General features: G+C 57.2%; 17 protein-coding genes. 7 read left to right on the top strand and 10 right to left on the bottom strand.

Annotated features, from left to right (window positions below; genetic code table 11):
* Positions 1-10: 10 nt before the first annotated feature.
* The 3 genes from ACWPW2_RS01950 to yjiA all read left to right on the top strand — a co-directional run bounded on the left by ACWPW2_RS01950 (position 11) and on the right by yjiA (position 3,397).
* Positions 11-2,164, top strand: a complete 2,154-nt coding sequence (locus ACWPW2_RS01950) for a carbon starvation CstA family protein (protein WP_094419297.1) — start codon at positions 11-13, stop codon at positions 2,162-2,164.
* Between the two features lie 62 nt (positions 2,165-2,226).
* Positions 2,227-2,430: a YbdD/YjiX family protein gene (locus tag ACWPW2_RS01945; protein ID WP_054802764.1), complete on the top strand. Its 204-nt coding sequence runs from the start codon at positions 2,227-2,229 to the stop codon at positions 2,428-2,430.
* Positions 2,431-2,440: 10 nt separating this feature from the next.
* Positions 2,441-3,397, top strand: coding sequence for a GTPase (yjiA, locus tag ACWPW2_RS01940; RefSeq protein WP_454121463.1), 957 nt, complete (start codon positions 2,441-2,443; stop codon positions 3,395-3,397).
* Positions 3,398-3,569: 172 nt separating this feature from the next.
* On the opposite strand, the gene ACWPW2_RS01935 is transcribed toward yjiA, so the two are convergent.
* A complete protein-coding gene (locus tag ACWPW2_RS01935; protein WP_454121462.1) occupies positions 3,570-4,940 on the bottom strand; it encodes an NAD-dependent succinate-semialdehyde dehydrogenase in 1,371 nt (456 codons plus the stop codon).
* A gap of 335 nt (positions 4,941-5,275) precedes the next feature.
* Between ACWPW2_RS01935 and ACWPW2_RS01930 the strand changes: the two genes are divergently transcribed.
* The 4 genes from ACWPW2_RS01930 (at position 5,276) to ACWPW2_RS01915 (ending at position 8,677) form a co-directional block, all read left to right on the top strand.
* A complete protein-coding gene (locus ACWPW2_RS01930; RefSeq protein ID WP_454121461.1) occupies positions 5,276-5,797 on the top strand; it encodes a VOC family protein in 522 nt (173 codons plus the stop codon).
* A gap of 106 nt (positions 5,798-5,903) precedes the next feature.
* Positions 5,904-6,668, top strand: coding sequence for a helix-turn-helix domain-containing protein (locus ACWPW2_RS01925; protein WP_454121460.1), 765 nt, complete (start codon positions 5,904-5,906; stop codon positions 6,666-6,668).
* 46 nt (positions 6,669-6,714) lie between these two features.
* Positions 6,715-7,356 carry a LysE family translocator gene (locus tag ACWPW2_RS01920; protein ID WP_454121458.1) on the top strand — a complete coding sequence of 214 codons (642 nt, stop codon included), beginning with the start codon at positions 6,715-6,717 and terminating at the stop codon, positions 7,354-7,356.
* A gap of 40 nt (positions 7,357-7,396) precedes the next feature.
* Positions 7,397-8,677 (top strand): DUF445 domain-containing protein, encoded by a 1,281-nt coding sequence (locus ACWPW2_RS01915; RefSeq protein ID WP_023480496.1) that lies wholly within the window; start codon positions 7,397-7,399, stop codon positions 8,675-8,677.
* 153 nt (positions 8,678-8,830) lie between these two features.
* Here ACWPW2_RS01915 and ACWPW2_RS01910 read toward each other — a convergent pair whose 3' ends face one another.
* The 9 genes from ACWPW2_RS01910 to ACWPW2_RS01870 all read right to left on the bottom strand — a co-directional run bounded on the left by ACWPW2_RS01910 (position 8,831) and on the right by ACWPW2_RS01870 (position 15,633).
* Positions 8,831-9,895 carry a DUF2955 domain-containing protein gene (locus tag ACWPW2_RS01910; protein ID WP_042714560.1) on the bottom strand — a complete coding sequence of 355 codons (1,065 nt, stop codon included), beginning with the start codon at positions 9,893-9,895 and terminating at the stop codon, positions 8,831-8,833.
* Complete coding sequence (locus tag ACWPW2_RS01905; protein WP_454121457.1) at positions 9,885-10,952, bottom strand: HlyD family secretion protein; 1,068 nt, start codon at positions 10,950-10,952, stop codon at positions 9,885-9,887. Before ACWPW2_RS01905 ends, ACWPW2_RS01910 begins: the two co-directional genes overlap by 11 nt.
* 4 nt (positions 10,953-10,956) lie before the next feature.
* A complete protein-coding gene (locus tag ACWPW2_RS01900; RefSeq protein WP_454121456.1) occupies positions 10,957-11,424 on the bottom strand; it encodes a MarR family transcriptional regulator in 468 nt (155 codons plus the stop codon).
* A gap of 99 nt (positions 11,425-11,523) precedes the next feature.
* Positions 11,524-11,940: a FosA family fosfomycin resistance glutathione transferase gene (locus ACWPW2_RS01895; protein ID WP_454121454.1), complete on the bottom strand. Its 417-nt coding sequence runs from the start codon at positions 11,938-11,940 to the stop codon at positions 11,524-11,526.
* Between the two features lie 14 nt (positions 11,941-11,954).
* Entirely contained in the window at positions 11,955-13,193 is a 1,239-nt protein-coding gene (locus ACWPW2_RS01890; RefSeq protein WP_454121453.1) for a type II toxin-antitoxin system HipA family toxin, read from the bottom strand.
* On the bottom strand, positions 13,193-13,510 hold the full coding sequence (locus ACWPW2_RS01885; RefSeq protein ID WP_454121452.1) for a helix-turn-helix domain-containing protein: 318 nt from the start codon (positions 13,508-13,510) through the stop codon (positions 13,193-13,195). Before ACWPW2_RS01885 ends, ACWPW2_RS01890 begins: the two co-directional genes overlap by 1 nt.
* Positions 13,511-13,632: 122 nt before the next feature.
* A complete protein-coding gene (locus ACWPW2_RS01880) occupies positions 13,633-14,676 on the bottom strand; it encodes a DUF1176 domain-containing protein (RefSeq protein WP_454121450.1) in 1,044 nt (347 codons plus the stop codon).
* Between the two features lie 94 nt (positions 14,677-14,770).
* Positions 14,771-15,379 carry an ATP-dependent Clp protease proteolytic subunit gene (locus tag ACWPW2_RS01875; protein ID WP_023480386.1) on the bottom strand — a complete coding sequence of 203 codons (609 nt, stop codon included), beginning with the start codon at positions 15,377-15,379 and terminating at the stop codon, positions 14,771-14,773.
* A gap of 89 nt (positions 15,380-15,468) precedes the next feature.
* A complete protein-coding gene (locus tag ACWPW2_RS01870) occupies positions 15,469-15,633 on the bottom strand; it encodes a DUF1127 domain-containing protein (protein WP_312120758.1) in 165 nt (54 codons plus the stop codon).
* Positions 15,634-15,743: the final 110 nt, after the last annotated feature.

The raw sequence follows: 15,743 nt of genomic DNA, 5'->3' as shown, positions 1-15,743 counted from the left end.
CAGGTCTGCTATGGATACAAAAAAACTCTTTAAGCACGTTCCGTGGGTCATCCTTGGGGTCATCGGTGCTTTTTGTCTGTCGGTCGTCGCGTTACGCAGGGGTGAGCATGTCAGCGCCCTGTGGATCGTGGTCGCCTCCGTCTCTGTTTATCTTGTTGCTTATCGTTACTACAGCCTCTACATCGCCCAGAAGGTGATGAAACTCGATCCAACCCGCGCCACACCTGCGGTGATTAATAACGACGGTCTTAACTACGTACCAACCAACCGCTACGTGCTGTTTGGTCACCACTTTGCCGCTATCGCCGGGGCCGGTCCGCTGGTTGGCCCGGTGCTTGCTGCGCAGATGGGCTATCTGCCCGGCACGCTCTGGCTGCTGGCAGGCGTAGTTCTGGCGGGAGCGGTGCAGGACTTTATGGTGCTGTTTATCTCGTCACGGCGTAACGGCGCGTCGCTGGGCGAGATGGTGAAAGAGGAGATGGGCCGCGTACCGGGCACCATTGCCCTCTTCGGCTGCTTCCTGATCATGATTATCATCCTGGCGGTGCTGGCGCTGATCGTGGTGAAAGCGCTGGCAGAGAGCCCGTGGGGCGTCTTTACCGTCTGCTCAACGGTGCCGATTGCGCTGTTTATGGGCATCTATATGCGCTTCCTGCGCCCGGGCCGCGTCGGCGAAGTGTCGGTGATCGGCATTGTGCTGCTGGTAGCGTCGATCTGGATGGGCGGCGTGATTTCGCAAGACCCTTACTGGGGCCCGGCGCTGACCTTTAAAGATACCACCATCACCTTTGCGCTGATTGGCTATGCCTTTATCTCTGCCCTGCTGCCGGTGTGGCTGATCCTCGCCCCGCGCGACTACCTGGCAACGTTCCTGAAAATCGGCGTTATCGTCGGCCTGGCGCTGGGGATTGTGATCCTCAACCCGGAACTGAAGATGCCTGCGGTAACGCAGTATATCGACGGCACCGGCCCGCTGTGGAAAGGCGCGCTCTTCCCGTTCCTGTTTATTACCATCGCCTGCGGCGCGGTCTCCGGCTTCCATGCGCTGATCGCCTCCGGTACCACGCCGAAACTGCTGGCCAATGAGACCGACGCGCGCTTTATCGGTTATGGCGCGATGCTGATGGAGTCCTTTGTGGCGGTGATGGCGCTGGTGGCAGCCTCCATTATCGAACCGGGCCTCTATTTCGCCATGAACACGCCGCCTGCGGGCCTTGGCATCACCATGCCAAACCTGCATGAGCTGGGCACGGAGCATGCGCCGATGATCATGGCGCAGTTGCAGGATGTCACTGCGCACGCCGCGGCGACGGTCAGCTCCTGGGGCTTTGTGATTTCGCCAGAGCAGATCCTGCAAACCGCGAAAGATATCGGTGAACCCTCCGTGCTCAACCGTGCGGGCGGCGCGCCAACGCTGGCCGTCGGTATCGCCCACGTGTTCCACAAAATCATCCCGATGGCGGATATGGGTTTCTGGTATCACTTCGGCATTCTGTTTGAAGCGCTGTTTATTCTGACCGCGCTGGATGCGGGCACCCGCGCAGGCCGCTTTATGCTGCAGGATCTGCTGGGTAACTTCGTGCCGTTCCTGAAGAAAACCGACTCGCTGGTCGCCGGTGTAGTGGGTACTGCCGGTTGCGTTGGTCTGTGGGGTTACCTGCTCTATCAGGGCGTGGTCGATCCGTTAGGCGGCGTGAAGAGCCTGTGGCCGCTGTTCGGTATCTCTAACCAGATGCTGGCCGCCGTGGCCCTGCTGCTCGGCACCGTGATCCTGGTGAAGATGCAGCGCACCAAATACATTTGGGTAACGGTCGTTCCGGCCACCTGGCTGCTGATCTGCACCACCTGGGCGCTCGGCCTGAAACTCTTTAGCAGCAACCCGCAACTGGAAGGCTTCCTCTACATGGCTAACCAGTACAAAGCGAAGATTGCCGCGGGCGGCAGCGAACTGAGCGCAGAGCAGATTGCCAACATGAACCATATCGTGGTGAACAACTACACCAACGCCGGGTTAAGCATTCTGTTCCTCGTGGTGGTTTACAGCATCATCTTCTACGGCATCAAAACGTGGCTCCAGGTACGCAATAACACCACGCGTACCGATAAAGAGACGCCGTATGTGCCGGTGCCGGAAGGCGGCGTCAAAACCTCTTCGCACCACTAATCTCAACCCTGTGCCGGAGCGGGCTCGCCCCTCTCCGGCATTACCAATATCTGGATGCGCGAATGTTTGGTAACTTAGGCCAGGCTAAAAAGTACCTCGGGCAGGCGGCAAAAATGCTGATTGGTATTCCGGACTATGACAACTATGTTGATCATATGAAAACCAACCATCCCGATACGCCCTATATGACCTACGAAGAGTTTTTCCGCGAGCGTCAACAGGCGCGTTACGGCGGCGATGGCAAAGGCGGCGTCCGCTGTTGTTAAAGGAGAGTCCATGACACCTGTTGCAGTTACCCTGCTGACCGGCTTTCTCGGTGCCGGCAAAACCACCCTCTTGCGCCACATCCTTAATGCACAACACGGCTATCAGATTGCGGTTATCGAAAATGAATTCGGCGAGGTCTCCGTTGACGATCAGCTGATTGGCGATCGCGCCACGCAGATCAAAACGCTGACTAATGGCTGCATCTGCTGTAGCCGCTCGAATGAGCTGGAAGATGCGCTGTTGGATCTGCTCGACGGTCTCGATCGCGGCGATCTCCATTTTGATCGGTTAGTGATCGAGTGCACCGGCATGGCCGATCCCGGCCCGATCATTCAGACCTTCTTCTCTCATGAGATCCTCTGCCAGCGCTACCTGCTCGACGGCGTGATTGCGCTGGTCGATGCGGTGCACGCCGATGGGCAGATGAACCAGTTCACGCTGGCGCAATCGCAGGTCGGTTACGCGGATCGTATTCTGCTGACCAAAACCGATGTCGCGCCGGATAACGCGCCGCTGCGCGAACGGCTGGCCCGCATCAACGCCCGCGCACCCATCTACACCGTGACCCACGGCGATATCGATCTGGCGCTGCTGTTTAATACCAGCGGTTTTATGCTCGAAGAGAATGTGGTTACCGCTAAACCGCGCTTCCACTTTATGGCCGATAAGCAGAACGATATCAGCTCAATTGTGGTGGAGCTCGATTATCCGGTGGATATCAGCGAGGTGTCGCGGGTGATGGAAAACCTGCTGCTGAGCTTTGCGGAGAAGCTGCTGCGCTACAAAGGGATGCTGTGGATCAATGGCGAGCCGAACCGCCTGTTATTCCAGGGCGTGCAGCGCCTCTACAGCGCGGACTGGGATCGCCCGTGGGGCGACGAAAAGCCGCACAGTACGCTGGTGTTTATCGGCGTGCAGCTGCCGGAGGAAGAGATCAGAGCGGCGTTTGCCGGGCTGAAAAAGTAACTGCCTGATGGCGCTACGCTTATCAGGCCTACAAAAGCGCACCAGCACGTATGTAGGCCGGATAAAGCAAAGCCGCCATCCGGCAAAACCGAATGGCGGCCCAAAATGGATATGAGGTCGTGCGTAGGCCGGATAAGCGCAAGCGCCATCCGGCAAGCGATGCCAGCTACGGCTACTGACGCACCACTACCAGCTTCTGGTTCACAAACTCTTTGATCCCCAGATCCGACAGCTCACGCCCAAAGCCCGAGCGTTTCACCCCGCCGAACGGCAACTCCGCCGCGGTATCGGTCAGCCAGTTGATGTATACCATCCCGGTTTCAATCCGCGACGCCATCTCTTTCGCGCGCTCAATATCGCGGCTGAAGATTGCCCCGCCGAGCCCATAATGGGAGTCGTTCGCCAGGCGTACCGCCTCATCATCGTCCTGCACCACATAAATCTGCGCCACCGGGCCGAAGAACTCTTCTAAATACGCCGGGTTGTCGCGGGTAATATGGGTCAGAATCGTCGGCTCAAAGAAGTTGCCTTCGCTGTTCACCGGTTTACCGCCGAAGTGGAGTTTTGCCCCCTTCTGCACCGCTTCGCTCACCTGTTTGCTGAGGGTTTCCAGCGCATCTTTCGACGACAATGGCCCAAGCGTGGTGCTCTCATCAAGCGGATCGCCCATCTTCACCTGCTGGAAAGCGTCAGTGAACTGGCGCAGGAACTGATCCGCCACCTTCTGGTGCACAATAAAGCGTTTCGCCGCCGTACAGACCTGCCCGGCGTTAGCCAGACGCGCCTGCACCCCGGTTTTCACTGCCTTCTCCAGGTCGGCATCATCCAGCACGATAAAGACATCGTTACCGCCCAGTTCGAGGGTCGATTTTTTGATGTGCTTCGCCGCCTGCGAAGCGACCGCGCTACCCGCTTTTTCCGAGCCGGTCAGGGCTGCGCCCTGCACGCGCGGGTCAGCGATAATCGCCGAGACCTGATCGGAAGAGATAAACAGGTTAGTCCATGCCCCTTCCGGCGCACCCGCTTCACGCACCAGATGGGCGAAGGCTTCGGCGCAGTGCGGCACGATGCTGGCGTGCTTACAAATTACCGGGTTACCGGCGGCAAGGTTCGGGGCCAGCACGCGAATGAGCTGGTAGTAAGGGAAGTTCCACGGCTCGACCGCCATGATGATGCCGATCGGATGGTGCTCAACCCAGGCATCGCCCAGTTCGGTGTCATATTTCACCGGGGCGAGGAATTTTTTCGCGTTGTCCGCATAGTAACGGGCGATCTGCGCGCAGATTTGCACCTCGCTGCGGCTCTGGGCAATCAGTTTCCCCATCTCCTGGGTGGCGATTTTCGCCAGCTCCTCCTGATGGCTCTCCAGCAGGTCAGCCAGTTTATGCAGTACCGGCAGCCGCTGGTCGATGCTCCCTTTTGCCCACTCAGAGTGGTAAAGGGCGTCAGCCTGGCGCAGCGTCGCCTCAATATCGGCATCGCTATGGTTCGGATACTCTTTAATCAGCTGATTGTTGAAAGGATTCACTGTCTGGTAAGCCATATGGGTCTCCTTAATTTACCGCTTAGGGTAATAAGGGTAGTAAAGCGTCGGCAGACCTGAAGTAAAGTTGAGTATATCCGGAGTGTTCTTATGTTTCATTTAACGTGATATTTTTATCACCCTGAAATATAAACCAAGTATAAATTATTAAAATCAATAACTTACATTAAAGACCAAGTAACATAATCTTTATTTACCCCTGGAATATCTCTGGATAAATAAATAAACGTGCCTGACTGTCACTTTTTGTTCAAATAATCCTTCCTTAACGCCGATTTATTTCCACCTCATCTCCTTCCGCTATGCTTAATACCACACAACTTACAGGAGGAAATATGCAGCAGAGCGTTCGCGGAATTGATCATATTGGTATTACCGTGCCGGATATAAAAGCCGCTACCCGTTTTCTTACCGAGGCATTGGGCGCGGAGCTGATTTACCAGTCCGTCGCACCGGAAGATGAGGATATCGATAGCGAAGCGCAGCAAAAGACGCTGCGGCTGGTGCCGGGCACGGTGATCAAAGCAGTCAGCATGCTCAAGCTGCAACACGGGCCGGGTATTGAACTGTTTGAAATGCAGGGGCCGTCACAGCGTGAACCGCTGCGGGCAAATGACTTTGGCCTGCAACACTTTGCGGTCTATGTCGACGATATCGACGCCGCGCTGAAACAATTTTCTGATGCGGGCGGGGAGGTCTTTACCGAGCCGCAGCCGCTCGGTTTCCCGACCGAGAAGGGCGAGGGCAACTGCTTTTGCTATGGCCGCACGCCGTGGGGCAGCATCGTTGAATTTATCGCTTACCCAACGCCGATGCCCTACGAGCGCGACACGCCGCTGCGCCGCTGGAAACCGTGACCATTAGTCCGAAGCCCCACCCAATGTAGCGGCTTCTGCACAACGCGTTTCGCGATCCCAGGCGCGCTGTGTTATACCGGAAAACCGCCCCCGACCGAGGTGATGAATGGCCGTAACCCGCGATATCGCACAAACCTTTTTCCGCTCCGATGCGCTGCCCGGCGTGGAGCTGCGCAGCACCCGCAACAGCACGCAGGCCTATAAACGTCACCGCCACGCGGAGCTCTCCATCGGCGCGATTATCGACGGCCAGACCCGCTGCGTCTGCCACCAGCAGGAGCACCTGCTGCGCCCAGGCGATCTGATTGTGATTCCAGCCCTGACGCCGCACAGCTGCAACCCGCTTGCCGGGCAGCCGCGCAGCTACCATATGCTCTACCTGGCAGATGAAAACCGCGCCCGGCAGGTGATTCGCGATCCGCAGTTGTTTGAACACTTCCTGCATATTGTCGCGCTGATGGAGAATAACCAGACTCAGGCATTGCAAGGAGCCATCCAGACTCTGCTCGCAGCCCTGCCGCAGGTGCCTGATGATGAACCGCTCCGCGCGATTAGCGAGCAGGTGCAGATGGCATTGCAGGAGAATTTGCAGCAGCCACCGACGCTGGATACGCTGGCCCACGCCTTTTCACTGCGCAAAGAGACGCTGATCCGCACCTTCAAGCGTGACACCGGCTTAACCCCCGGCAGCTTTCTTAACCTCGCCCGCGTTGAGTTTGCCAAAAGCCGGCTGCGCGCCGGGGATAAGCTGGCAGATGTCGGCTACCAGAGCGGTTTTGCCGACCAGAGCCACTTTCATAAAACCTTTGTCAGCTATACCGCCGCCACGCCGCGCCAGTATGCGCTCGGATCAATATCAGACAATAAATAGCGCCGCGCAGCGGCTATGGTGACCGCAATGTTTATGCGAGGTCACTATGGATACCTTTCCCGCCGCTTTTCCCGCCCTGGCACTGGCGCATTTTGTCGCGCTGCTCAGCCCCGGCCCGGACTTTTTCCTGCTGATAGGTTACGCCATCCGCTACCGCCTGCGCGGCAGCGCCGGGCTCTGCCTCGGCATCGCTTTTGGTAACGCGCTCTATATTCTGCTGGTGATTATCGGGGCCAGCGCGCTGCGCCACTTCAGCGGGCTGTTTACCGCCATCGAACTGCTCGGCGCGCTTTATCTGCTGTGGATTGGCTCACACCTGGTGCGCAGCCGCCCGCAAACGCTGGCGCTGGATGAGACGCGTCAGCGCTGCCCCGGCATCGGTAAACAGTTTTTACTTGGCCTCGGCTCGGCGCTGCTTAACCCGAAAAACGCCCTCTTCTACCTGGCGTTAATGACCGCCCTGCTCGGCCCGGATGTGACGCTACTGCAACAATCGGTCAGCGGTGTCTGGATGGTGATGGTAGTACTGCTGTGGGATTTAGCGCTGGTCAGCCTGATTGGCCTGCCTGCGCTGCAACGGCGTCTGAGCCGCAGCATCTGCTGGATAGAGCGCATCGCGGGCGTAGTGCTGATGGTATTTGGCGGGTGGATTGTGTGGACACTGCTGCGCAATCTACTTATCTATTAACCCTTTGCATGAACTCACCGTTGAGTTCTATGCTTATCAGATGGAAAAATTAGCTGAACTGAAGCGCGCCAAACGACTGGCGCTGTCGCTGCTGCTGGTCGCCGCCGCGGTATTTGTTACCACTCTCTTTCTGCCGCCGAACTTCTGGGTGAGCGGGGTCAAAGCCATTGCCGAAGCGGCGATGGTCGGCGCGCTGGCCGACTGGTTTGCGGTGGTGGCGCTGTTTCGCCGCGTACCGCTGCCGTTTATCTCTCGCCATACGGCGATTATTCCGCGCAATAAAGACCGGATTGGCGACAATCTCGGTCAATTTGTGCAGGAGAAGTTTCTTGATACCCAATCGCTGGTGGCGCTGATCCAGCGGCATCAGCCCGCGCAGATGATCGGCGTCTGGTTCAGCCAGCCGGAGAACGCGCAGCGCGTCGGCACGCATCTGTTGCAAGTGATGAGCGGCTTTCTCGAGATGACCGATGACAGCCGTATTCAGCGGCTGATCCGCCGGGCGGTGCATAAAGCGATCGATAAAGTCGACTTAACGCAAACCAGCGCCCTGATGCTGGAGAGCCTGACGCGTAACAACCGCCACCAGAAGTTGCTGGACACGTTAATTACTCAACTGATTGCGCTGTTACAGCGGGAAAGTACGCGCACCTTTATCGCCCGCCAGGTGGTGCACTGGCTGGAGACCGACCATCCGGTGAAGGCGAAAGTGCTGCCGAAAGAGTGGCTGGGTGAGCAGAGCGCAGCGCTGGTCTCCGATGCCGTCAACTCTCTGCTGGATGATATCAATGCCGATCGCACGCACCAGATCCGCCAGGCGTTTGATCGCGCGACGATGAAACTGATCGCTAACCTGAAAAGCGATCCGGAGATGGCGGAGCGGGCGGAAAACATCAAAGAGTATCTGAAGAACGATGAGGCCTTTAACCGCTACGTCGGCGAGATGTGGGGCGATCTGCGCAACTGGATGAAAGCGGATATGCAGTCTGACGATTCAAAGATGCAAAAGCGCATCAGCGAAGCCGGGCTGTGGTTTGGCGAAACGCTGCTGGCGGACGGCGCGCTGCGCGCCTCGCTTAACGAGCACCTTGAGCAGGCGGCCCATCGCGTAGCACCGGAGTTTTCGGCTTTCCTGACACGTCATATCAGTGACACGGTGAAGAGCTGGGATGCGCGGGATATGTCTTACCAGGTGGAGCTGAACATCGGCAAGGATCTGCAATTTATCCGTATTAACGGCACGCTGGTCGGCGGCTGTATCGGCCTGATTTTGTACCTCTTGTCGCAGATCCCGGCGCTCTTAAACCTCTCTGCCCTGTGAGTTGCCGGATGGCGGCTTACGCCTTATCCGGCCTACAAAAGCGCGCTGCACGCGAATCGTAGGCCAGTGCCATACGGCAATTAATCACCTCGCACGGCCAACGACATCACCACACCGTAGGCCGGATAAGCGCAGCGCCATCCGGCAGTGAACTCACTCCTCAATCACAAACCGTGTCGCTTCAAAGCGGTTCAAAATCAGGTGCACGAGATAAACCATCGTAAGCGTCGCCACCAGCGAGACGGTGACGGAGACAATGCGGTACAAATCACTGAACACCAGGTCGGTGTCCGGGTGCAGGTTCTGGCCAAACATAATGCCGATGGTGGTGACGCTGGCGAAACCGACGCCTGCCCCCACCTTCTCCATCACATGCAGCCGCGCGCTAAACGCCAGCCCCAGGCCGATCAGCGGCATCATCAACAACATATGGCTGCTGTGGTTATAGAGAATCAGTTGCACCAGCAAAATGTAGAGACATGCCAGCACCACGCCGACTACGCGCCACAAAGAACTGAGCACCGAGCCGCGATAGTGCATCGGAAAGAGGATCAAAATCCCCGCCATCAATGCCGAAAGCGAATCGCTCAAATCGCTCATCTGGAAGACAACAAAAATCATCGTCGCCACCGTGCCGGAGAGCAGCGATTCATGGCGCACCCGCGCAGCGTTTTTCTCAATCAGCGGCGGGCGGGTACGCGGCTCGACGTCCGGCAGCAGAAAGTGCATCAGCGCGCTAAGGGCGACGGCCATAATACTGGCCTCAATATTGGAAAAGAGCAGTGTGTGCCAGTCGCTTGACGGGTAGCTCATAAAGTTGAGCATCGTGCTCTGGCACACCACGCCTGTAGAACCAAAGAGAAACAGCGGGCCTTTGCTCATAAAGCGAAAACGCATCACATAGAGCCCAAACACCACCAGCGTCATGATCACCGGCCACTGCATCAGATAGCCGATAATAAACACCATTTCGACGCAGTTAATCACCGCGCTGAACACAAACTGTTTGGCGACATGGCGGTTAAAGACCGGCACCAGCGACAGCAGCATCACCGGGTAGATAACATAGAAGACGCCATACTGCGTGTTGTAAAAGCTCGACACGCTCAGGGCGATCATCCCGGAGAAAACGATGCGCAGCGTCTGGCGAAAATCATTCGCCGTGTAGACGATATTGCCGTGCGGCGTAAAGACGCGGGCCAGCGTGTTAATAGACATAGTGCAGCAGGCTTACCAGGCGGATTTGCAGCCCGGAGAAGAAGCGGGCGAAGATCCCTTCGCTGTTATAGAGCTGCACCGTGGCGCGCGCGCCGGTCGGCAGCTCTTTTGGCAACGGCTCATCCAGCGCTACATGAATGCGCATGCGCTGCGCATCGCGCACCCAGCGGTTGGAGGTCTCCGGCTCCGAAAGCTGACCGTTTACCGCTTCCTGCCCGGCGAGGGTGCCCGCGTCGCTGCTGGTGACATGCGCGTGGAACACCTGGCCCGGCAGCGCATCAAACACTACCGCCGCATCGGTGCCAACATGGGTATGGCGCAGGCTCTTTTCACGAAAATCGGCGACGATATCGCTCTTCTCATGCACCAGCGCCAGCGACGCGCCGCCCGCCTGGGCATAAAAACCTGGGCTCAACTGCAGGTTGCTGACCGTGCCGTCTGCTTCGGCGCGCACCTGCGTCCAGCCAAGGTTGAGCTGCGCCTGTTGCAGGGCGTTGCGATATTTTTGCAGCGTGACGTTATGCGCCTCATTACGTTCACCGCGCTGAATGCGCAGCGCTTCAATGCTGGCGTTAAGGTTCGTCACCGACTGCTCGCTCCCCTGCCAGGTGGTGCGCACGTTATCGAGATCGGACTGCGAGACACTCTGCATTTTGCCGAGGCGCTGATAGCGCTCAAAGGTGACGCGATTATTCTGCGCCGTCAGCTGCGCCGTTTTCAGGCTCGCCTGCGCGGCAGCGATCTGCGCGTCGAGCTGTTGATTGGTCAGACGCGCCTGCGCCAGCGCAATCTCCGCGGCTTCCACCTGGTTTTCAAAGGGAGTGGCGTCGAGTCTGTAGAGCAGATCCCCGCGCTTCACCCGGCTGTTGTTCTGCACGTAAACCTCAGAAACATAGCCAGAGACGCGGGCAGAAACCGGCGTCACTACGCGCATCACGGTGGAGTCCGGCGTCAGCGGGATCCAGATATCGGCGACAATAAAATAGACAAACATCAGCAGGAAAGAGGCAATACTGACCCTTACCCAGCGGGCAAATTTTTGTTCAGGCGTCATCATTTTCTTATTCGGTTTTATTATCTTCTTCGCGCATCACGCGCAGATTACAGGCGAGTTGGCTCAGCGTGGCACTGAACTTTTGCAGATCTTCCGCCGGGATACTCTCCGTAGCCCGTAGCTGGCAGGCTTCAATCACTTGCGTGATTTTCTCCAGCAGAGCACACCCTTTGGCGGTCAATTTCAGCAGGCGGATGCGCTTGTCGTACGGCGATGTCGTACGCGCAATCAGCCCCTGCGTCTCCAGTTGGGCGAGCGTGCGCATCAGCGGCGGCAGCTCAATGCCCTGCACTTCCGCCAGCTCGCTGACCGAAATATTGTCCCCCAGTTGCTGCAACTGCATCAGCACCGTCCAGCTCGACTGGGTGATGCCGGTGTCGCGCAGGGCATGATCAATGGTCGCTCGCCACTGGCGCACTACCATTGCCATGCGCATTCCCAGCGGTCGGCGGGCAAACAGTTCATCTTCGGTCATTACGTCCCCTCACATTAGCGGAGGGGCACGATAAAGGTTATCAGGGTAACTATCAAGAAACGGCGGGGCAAAGAGCATGGATTGTGAAAGGCGAGGAGGTCAATCAAAAAACACCATTCCCTTATAGGGCTTCGCGCGACAAGCCGCCAGACGCTGCGCCAGATCGCCGACGTGTGCTTCCAGCTTGTGACCGTCCGGGTCAAGGAAGTAGTACGACGCCCCTTCGCTTTTGTTCACCTTCCAGCTCACCACGCCCGCCTGCTCCAGCCGCGTGATAAACGCCGCCAGTTCGCCCTGGTCAATGCTAAACGCGTAATGGGTGTAATCGCTTTGATCGGCAGGCGTAACCCGGCGCGCCTCATCGACGGAGAGGCAAATCCAGATATCGCCGCAGGTAAGGTACGCGCCGTTATCCCAGCGCGCATGCAGCTTCAGGCCGAGCAACTGATGGTAGAAATCAACGCTGCGCGCCAGGTCGCTGACCGCAAGCGTGAGGTGGTTAAGGGTAGTTAGCACGGTCCCGCTCTCCATTAAAAGTTAAACGCCGAAGCCATTCTTTCCTGCTCGCTACGCGCGATGCCCAGCGTTTCAGCATGGCTGCGCCACTGGCTTACGCTGCTTAGTACTTCTTGTTTAATCGTGTGCGCTTGTGCACGACTCAACTGGAAAAAATCGATAACTGACATCGCCAGTTCAAAATCGAGGCTGCTATCGCTATCGCTGATATTGAGATGCAACCCCTGCGCATCCGGCACCGGGTTAATGTCATAAGCAGGCGACAATCTCCAGCCGCCCGGCTGATAGATGAAACCGTGGTTACGCAGGTGATCGTCGTTATTAGAAACGGCGATATTGAAAACGATGCGTCGCCACAGCTGGGCTAAATCGTCGCGGCTGCGGGCACCTTTCTCCGTCAGGAACTGCGCCAGCTCAAGGTAGGACGCCTCGTAATCACCGTCGTAATAACCAAGCTGCGTCATTGCAGAGGTAAAGTGCAGCCGGGAATTGGCCGTTCTGTCAAAACGCTTAGTCAGAAAGGTATGGTACTCGCGGTCGAAACGCTCAATACGGCATTCAGCCATATCGATTCCCGCATTACGCGCCAGTTGCCAGGTCAGAAACTCCCACGCCGCGATATCGTAATCATCGTAGCGGCTGGGAAATTTGGCGATCCATAAATGATCGTCTTCATCACGCACGCTGGCTTTAGGCCGCGCGCCGCCCAGCGAGGAGCCCGGTGACATCAGCATTTCCAGCCATTTTAGATATTCAGCATCGTCACGCTCGTCATGACGTTCGACCTGCGCTGCCGCATATGCCAGTTCTCTTAACGAGGTCAATGGCGGGGCCGCTAACCGGTGATTATCGTCAAGAAAAGTGCCGTCAGGATCGCGTTTGAAGCGCAGCGCGCCCTGGCGGTGAAAATCATGCACTCCCAGCAGAAAATCGATTTCGCCCAGTTGCCGTGGACGGCGCGCTTCATGCCGGGCAAGAATGGCCTCCCGCCGTTTCATCAGTAGCCGCCCCCAGCGATCCGGGCAGGAGTCGAGAAAAACGCGAAAATTCCGTGATGCCTGGCTGTGCTGCTCGCCGGAGTAGAGTTCCAGGTCGGGATCGACTTTCTGCGCGAAGGGCGAAATTAGCCACTCATCGTCATAGCGAAAACTAAAATGCTCGCCATTGCGTATTCTGTCCGCACGCAGCAAGCCAACCCGCGCAGGCTCGGCAAAATCTTGCCAGTCGGCATACACCCAAACATCCGTTGTCATTAACGCGGCTCTCCTCTCTTCCTTAAAAGCTCAATATCCTGCAACTTGCGTCCCAGTTCATCATCACTGGCAAGCAGCAGAAAATCATCGACCAGCCCGAGTACGCCAAGCACAGCCACATAGTGCCCAAGCGAAACTTTTGGGTCACCCTGCTCGATTTTCCGCAAGGTAAGACGGCTCAACCCCGTTCGTTCCGAGAGCATAGTCTGAGTGAGTTTTCGGCGTTTGCGGGCAAGTTTGATGTTCTCACCAAACTGCGTTAGCACTTGCTGATGGCGGGGAAAGATAACCGCGCTGCGTTTATCTCTTGATGTCATGGTCACTATACTTACCATTAATGTTGAATTTGGTAAGTATAGTGACCATTAAACCGAAGGTAAAGTATATAAAATGAACACCGCCGCGCTTCACGCAACCTGTCGCGGCGGTGCTCAGAGGGTTATTTCGCGGCTTTCACCTCGGCGACAAACTCGGGGAGCTCCCAGGCACCGCCCGCGCGAATGCCGCGGCACAGGCCGGTAGTGCTTCCGCTGCTCTTACGAAACGCTTCGCCGTCCCACACCCACTCGGTTGATGCCCAGCAGTCGCCAATCCCGCGCCCGCGCTGAGCAAGCGTGATGGCACCGTCGCTGTAATCCGTTCCCGAGCTGGTGATGAACTGCGGTTTCTCTTTCAGGGCGTTATCAACCACCCAGTAGCCGTAACCTTCGTTGTAGGCAGCACGCCAGCAGAGTGTGGATACCAGGCCATGTTTTGCGTCCAGCGGCGTCAGGGTGAGATCATTTTCACCTTTGATCACCTCCTCTTCCGGGCTGGAGAGCCGGCCACAGTCATCATCTTTAGCGATGGCCGCCAGCAGCCGGGGCGTGAGTTCTTTTGCTTCAGCGGCGCTAAGGGCGCGCGCGTTATCCTTGCTGACCGGCGCGGCCTGGATCACCGGGGCGGGGATCGCAGCGGTAACCGAGCTTTCGGGCTTATTGCCTTTTTTACTCAGTGCGCCTGGCGTGCCGACGCGCCCCTGCACATCGTCAATCTTCAGCAGCGCGGCAGACGCGCCGTCGCCTGAGAGCACAAACGGTTTCGCACCGCCTTTAAAGACCACCTTGCCGCTGCCCTTCACCGCAGCAATCATCTGCGCTGCCTGCTCGTCCGTCAGACGCCAGGTGTCGTTATCGCCGGGGGTTAACGCGCCGAGGGATTTACCGTTAATCCACAGCGCCAGCTTCGGCGGCGGTTCACTGCCATCCATATCTGCCAGCACCACCTGCACGGAAACCGGCGTCTGCGGCCCCGCTTTACGGGTGATTAACACCGAGCCGGAGGCATCCCCTTCCGTGCTGTAGCCCGCAGCGCGGCAGGTCAGGGTGTTATCGCACACCACTTGCCAGTCTTTATGTTCGAACGAGACGCTGGCAGGTGCCGCCAGCACGGGAAGGCTCAGGGTCGCTGCGGTTATCAGCGCCGCGGTGATACTTTTTTTCATGCCATCACTCCATTGAGAAAGGCGTCAGGGGTGCGAAACAGAATCAGGAAAATGATGAGGCGAGAGAGTTCCCGCCTCAGAAAAGCACAGTCGATTAGTCGAGGTTGAGATCGGCGTAGGAGTTGACCACGCGGGAGACAATGCCGTAATCCATCGCCTCTTTGGTGTTCATCCAGAAGTTGCGATCGGTGTCCTGCTTCACTTTCTCCACCGGCTGGCCGGTCGCGTCAGCAATCATGCGGTTGACGCGCTCAAGGGTGCGGATAATCTCTTTGGCTTCGATTTCGATATCGCTCGCCTGACCACGCACGCCGCCCAGCGGCTGGTGGATCATAAAGCGGGTGTTCGGCAGCGAGTAGCGATGCTCTTTTTTCGCCGCGAGGAAGATGGTGATCCCGGCGCTGGCGACCCAGCCGGTGCCGATGATGTGCACTTCCGGAGTGATAAATTTGATCATGTCGTGGATGGTATCTGCCGCTTCGACATGGCCGCCCTGGCTGTTGAGATAGATTTTGATCGGCGCATCGCTGATGCCCTGTAACAGCAGAAGCTGGGTTACCACTTTCTCTGTCAGCGCCTGGTTGATCTCACCGGAGATGATGATCGAACGCGCATCCAGCAGTTTCTGCTGCATCAGCTGGCTGGCATTGCCCGCTTCTTTCTCTTTTTTGTCGTCATCATCGTGGTTAGTAATAAAATGCATGGGCTCTCTCCCTTCAGGTTATGGAGCTAAGCATAGCCCAACGCAGGGTGGGCGGGAACCACCAGATATTTCCAGCGCCCTTTTCGCCTTCAGCTTATATCGCTGCGTCGTAGTCCCATATCTTTTAACTGTTCGTCACTCAGCCTGCGCAGTTCGCGTCGGGTTTTCGCCAACAGGTGCCAGCGCCGCAGCTGGCGCCAGAGTAAAACAAACCCGGAAAACGGGCGCCGTGGTCGATTTTCGAAAAATTCCATGTTTCTCTCCTCGCCTGAAAAGAGCTCTATCTTCGCTGCGATCGCCCTGCACAATACAGACTCAGAAAATAGTTTTCTTTACCATACAGATGCCGTAAAAAGGGATCTGC

It is taken from the genome of Kosakonia sp. Marseille-Q7440 (assembly GCF_965119485.1).
The sequence above is the reverse complement of the archived record's forward strand: the minus strand, read 5'-3'. Positions and strand labels throughout refer to the sequence as shown.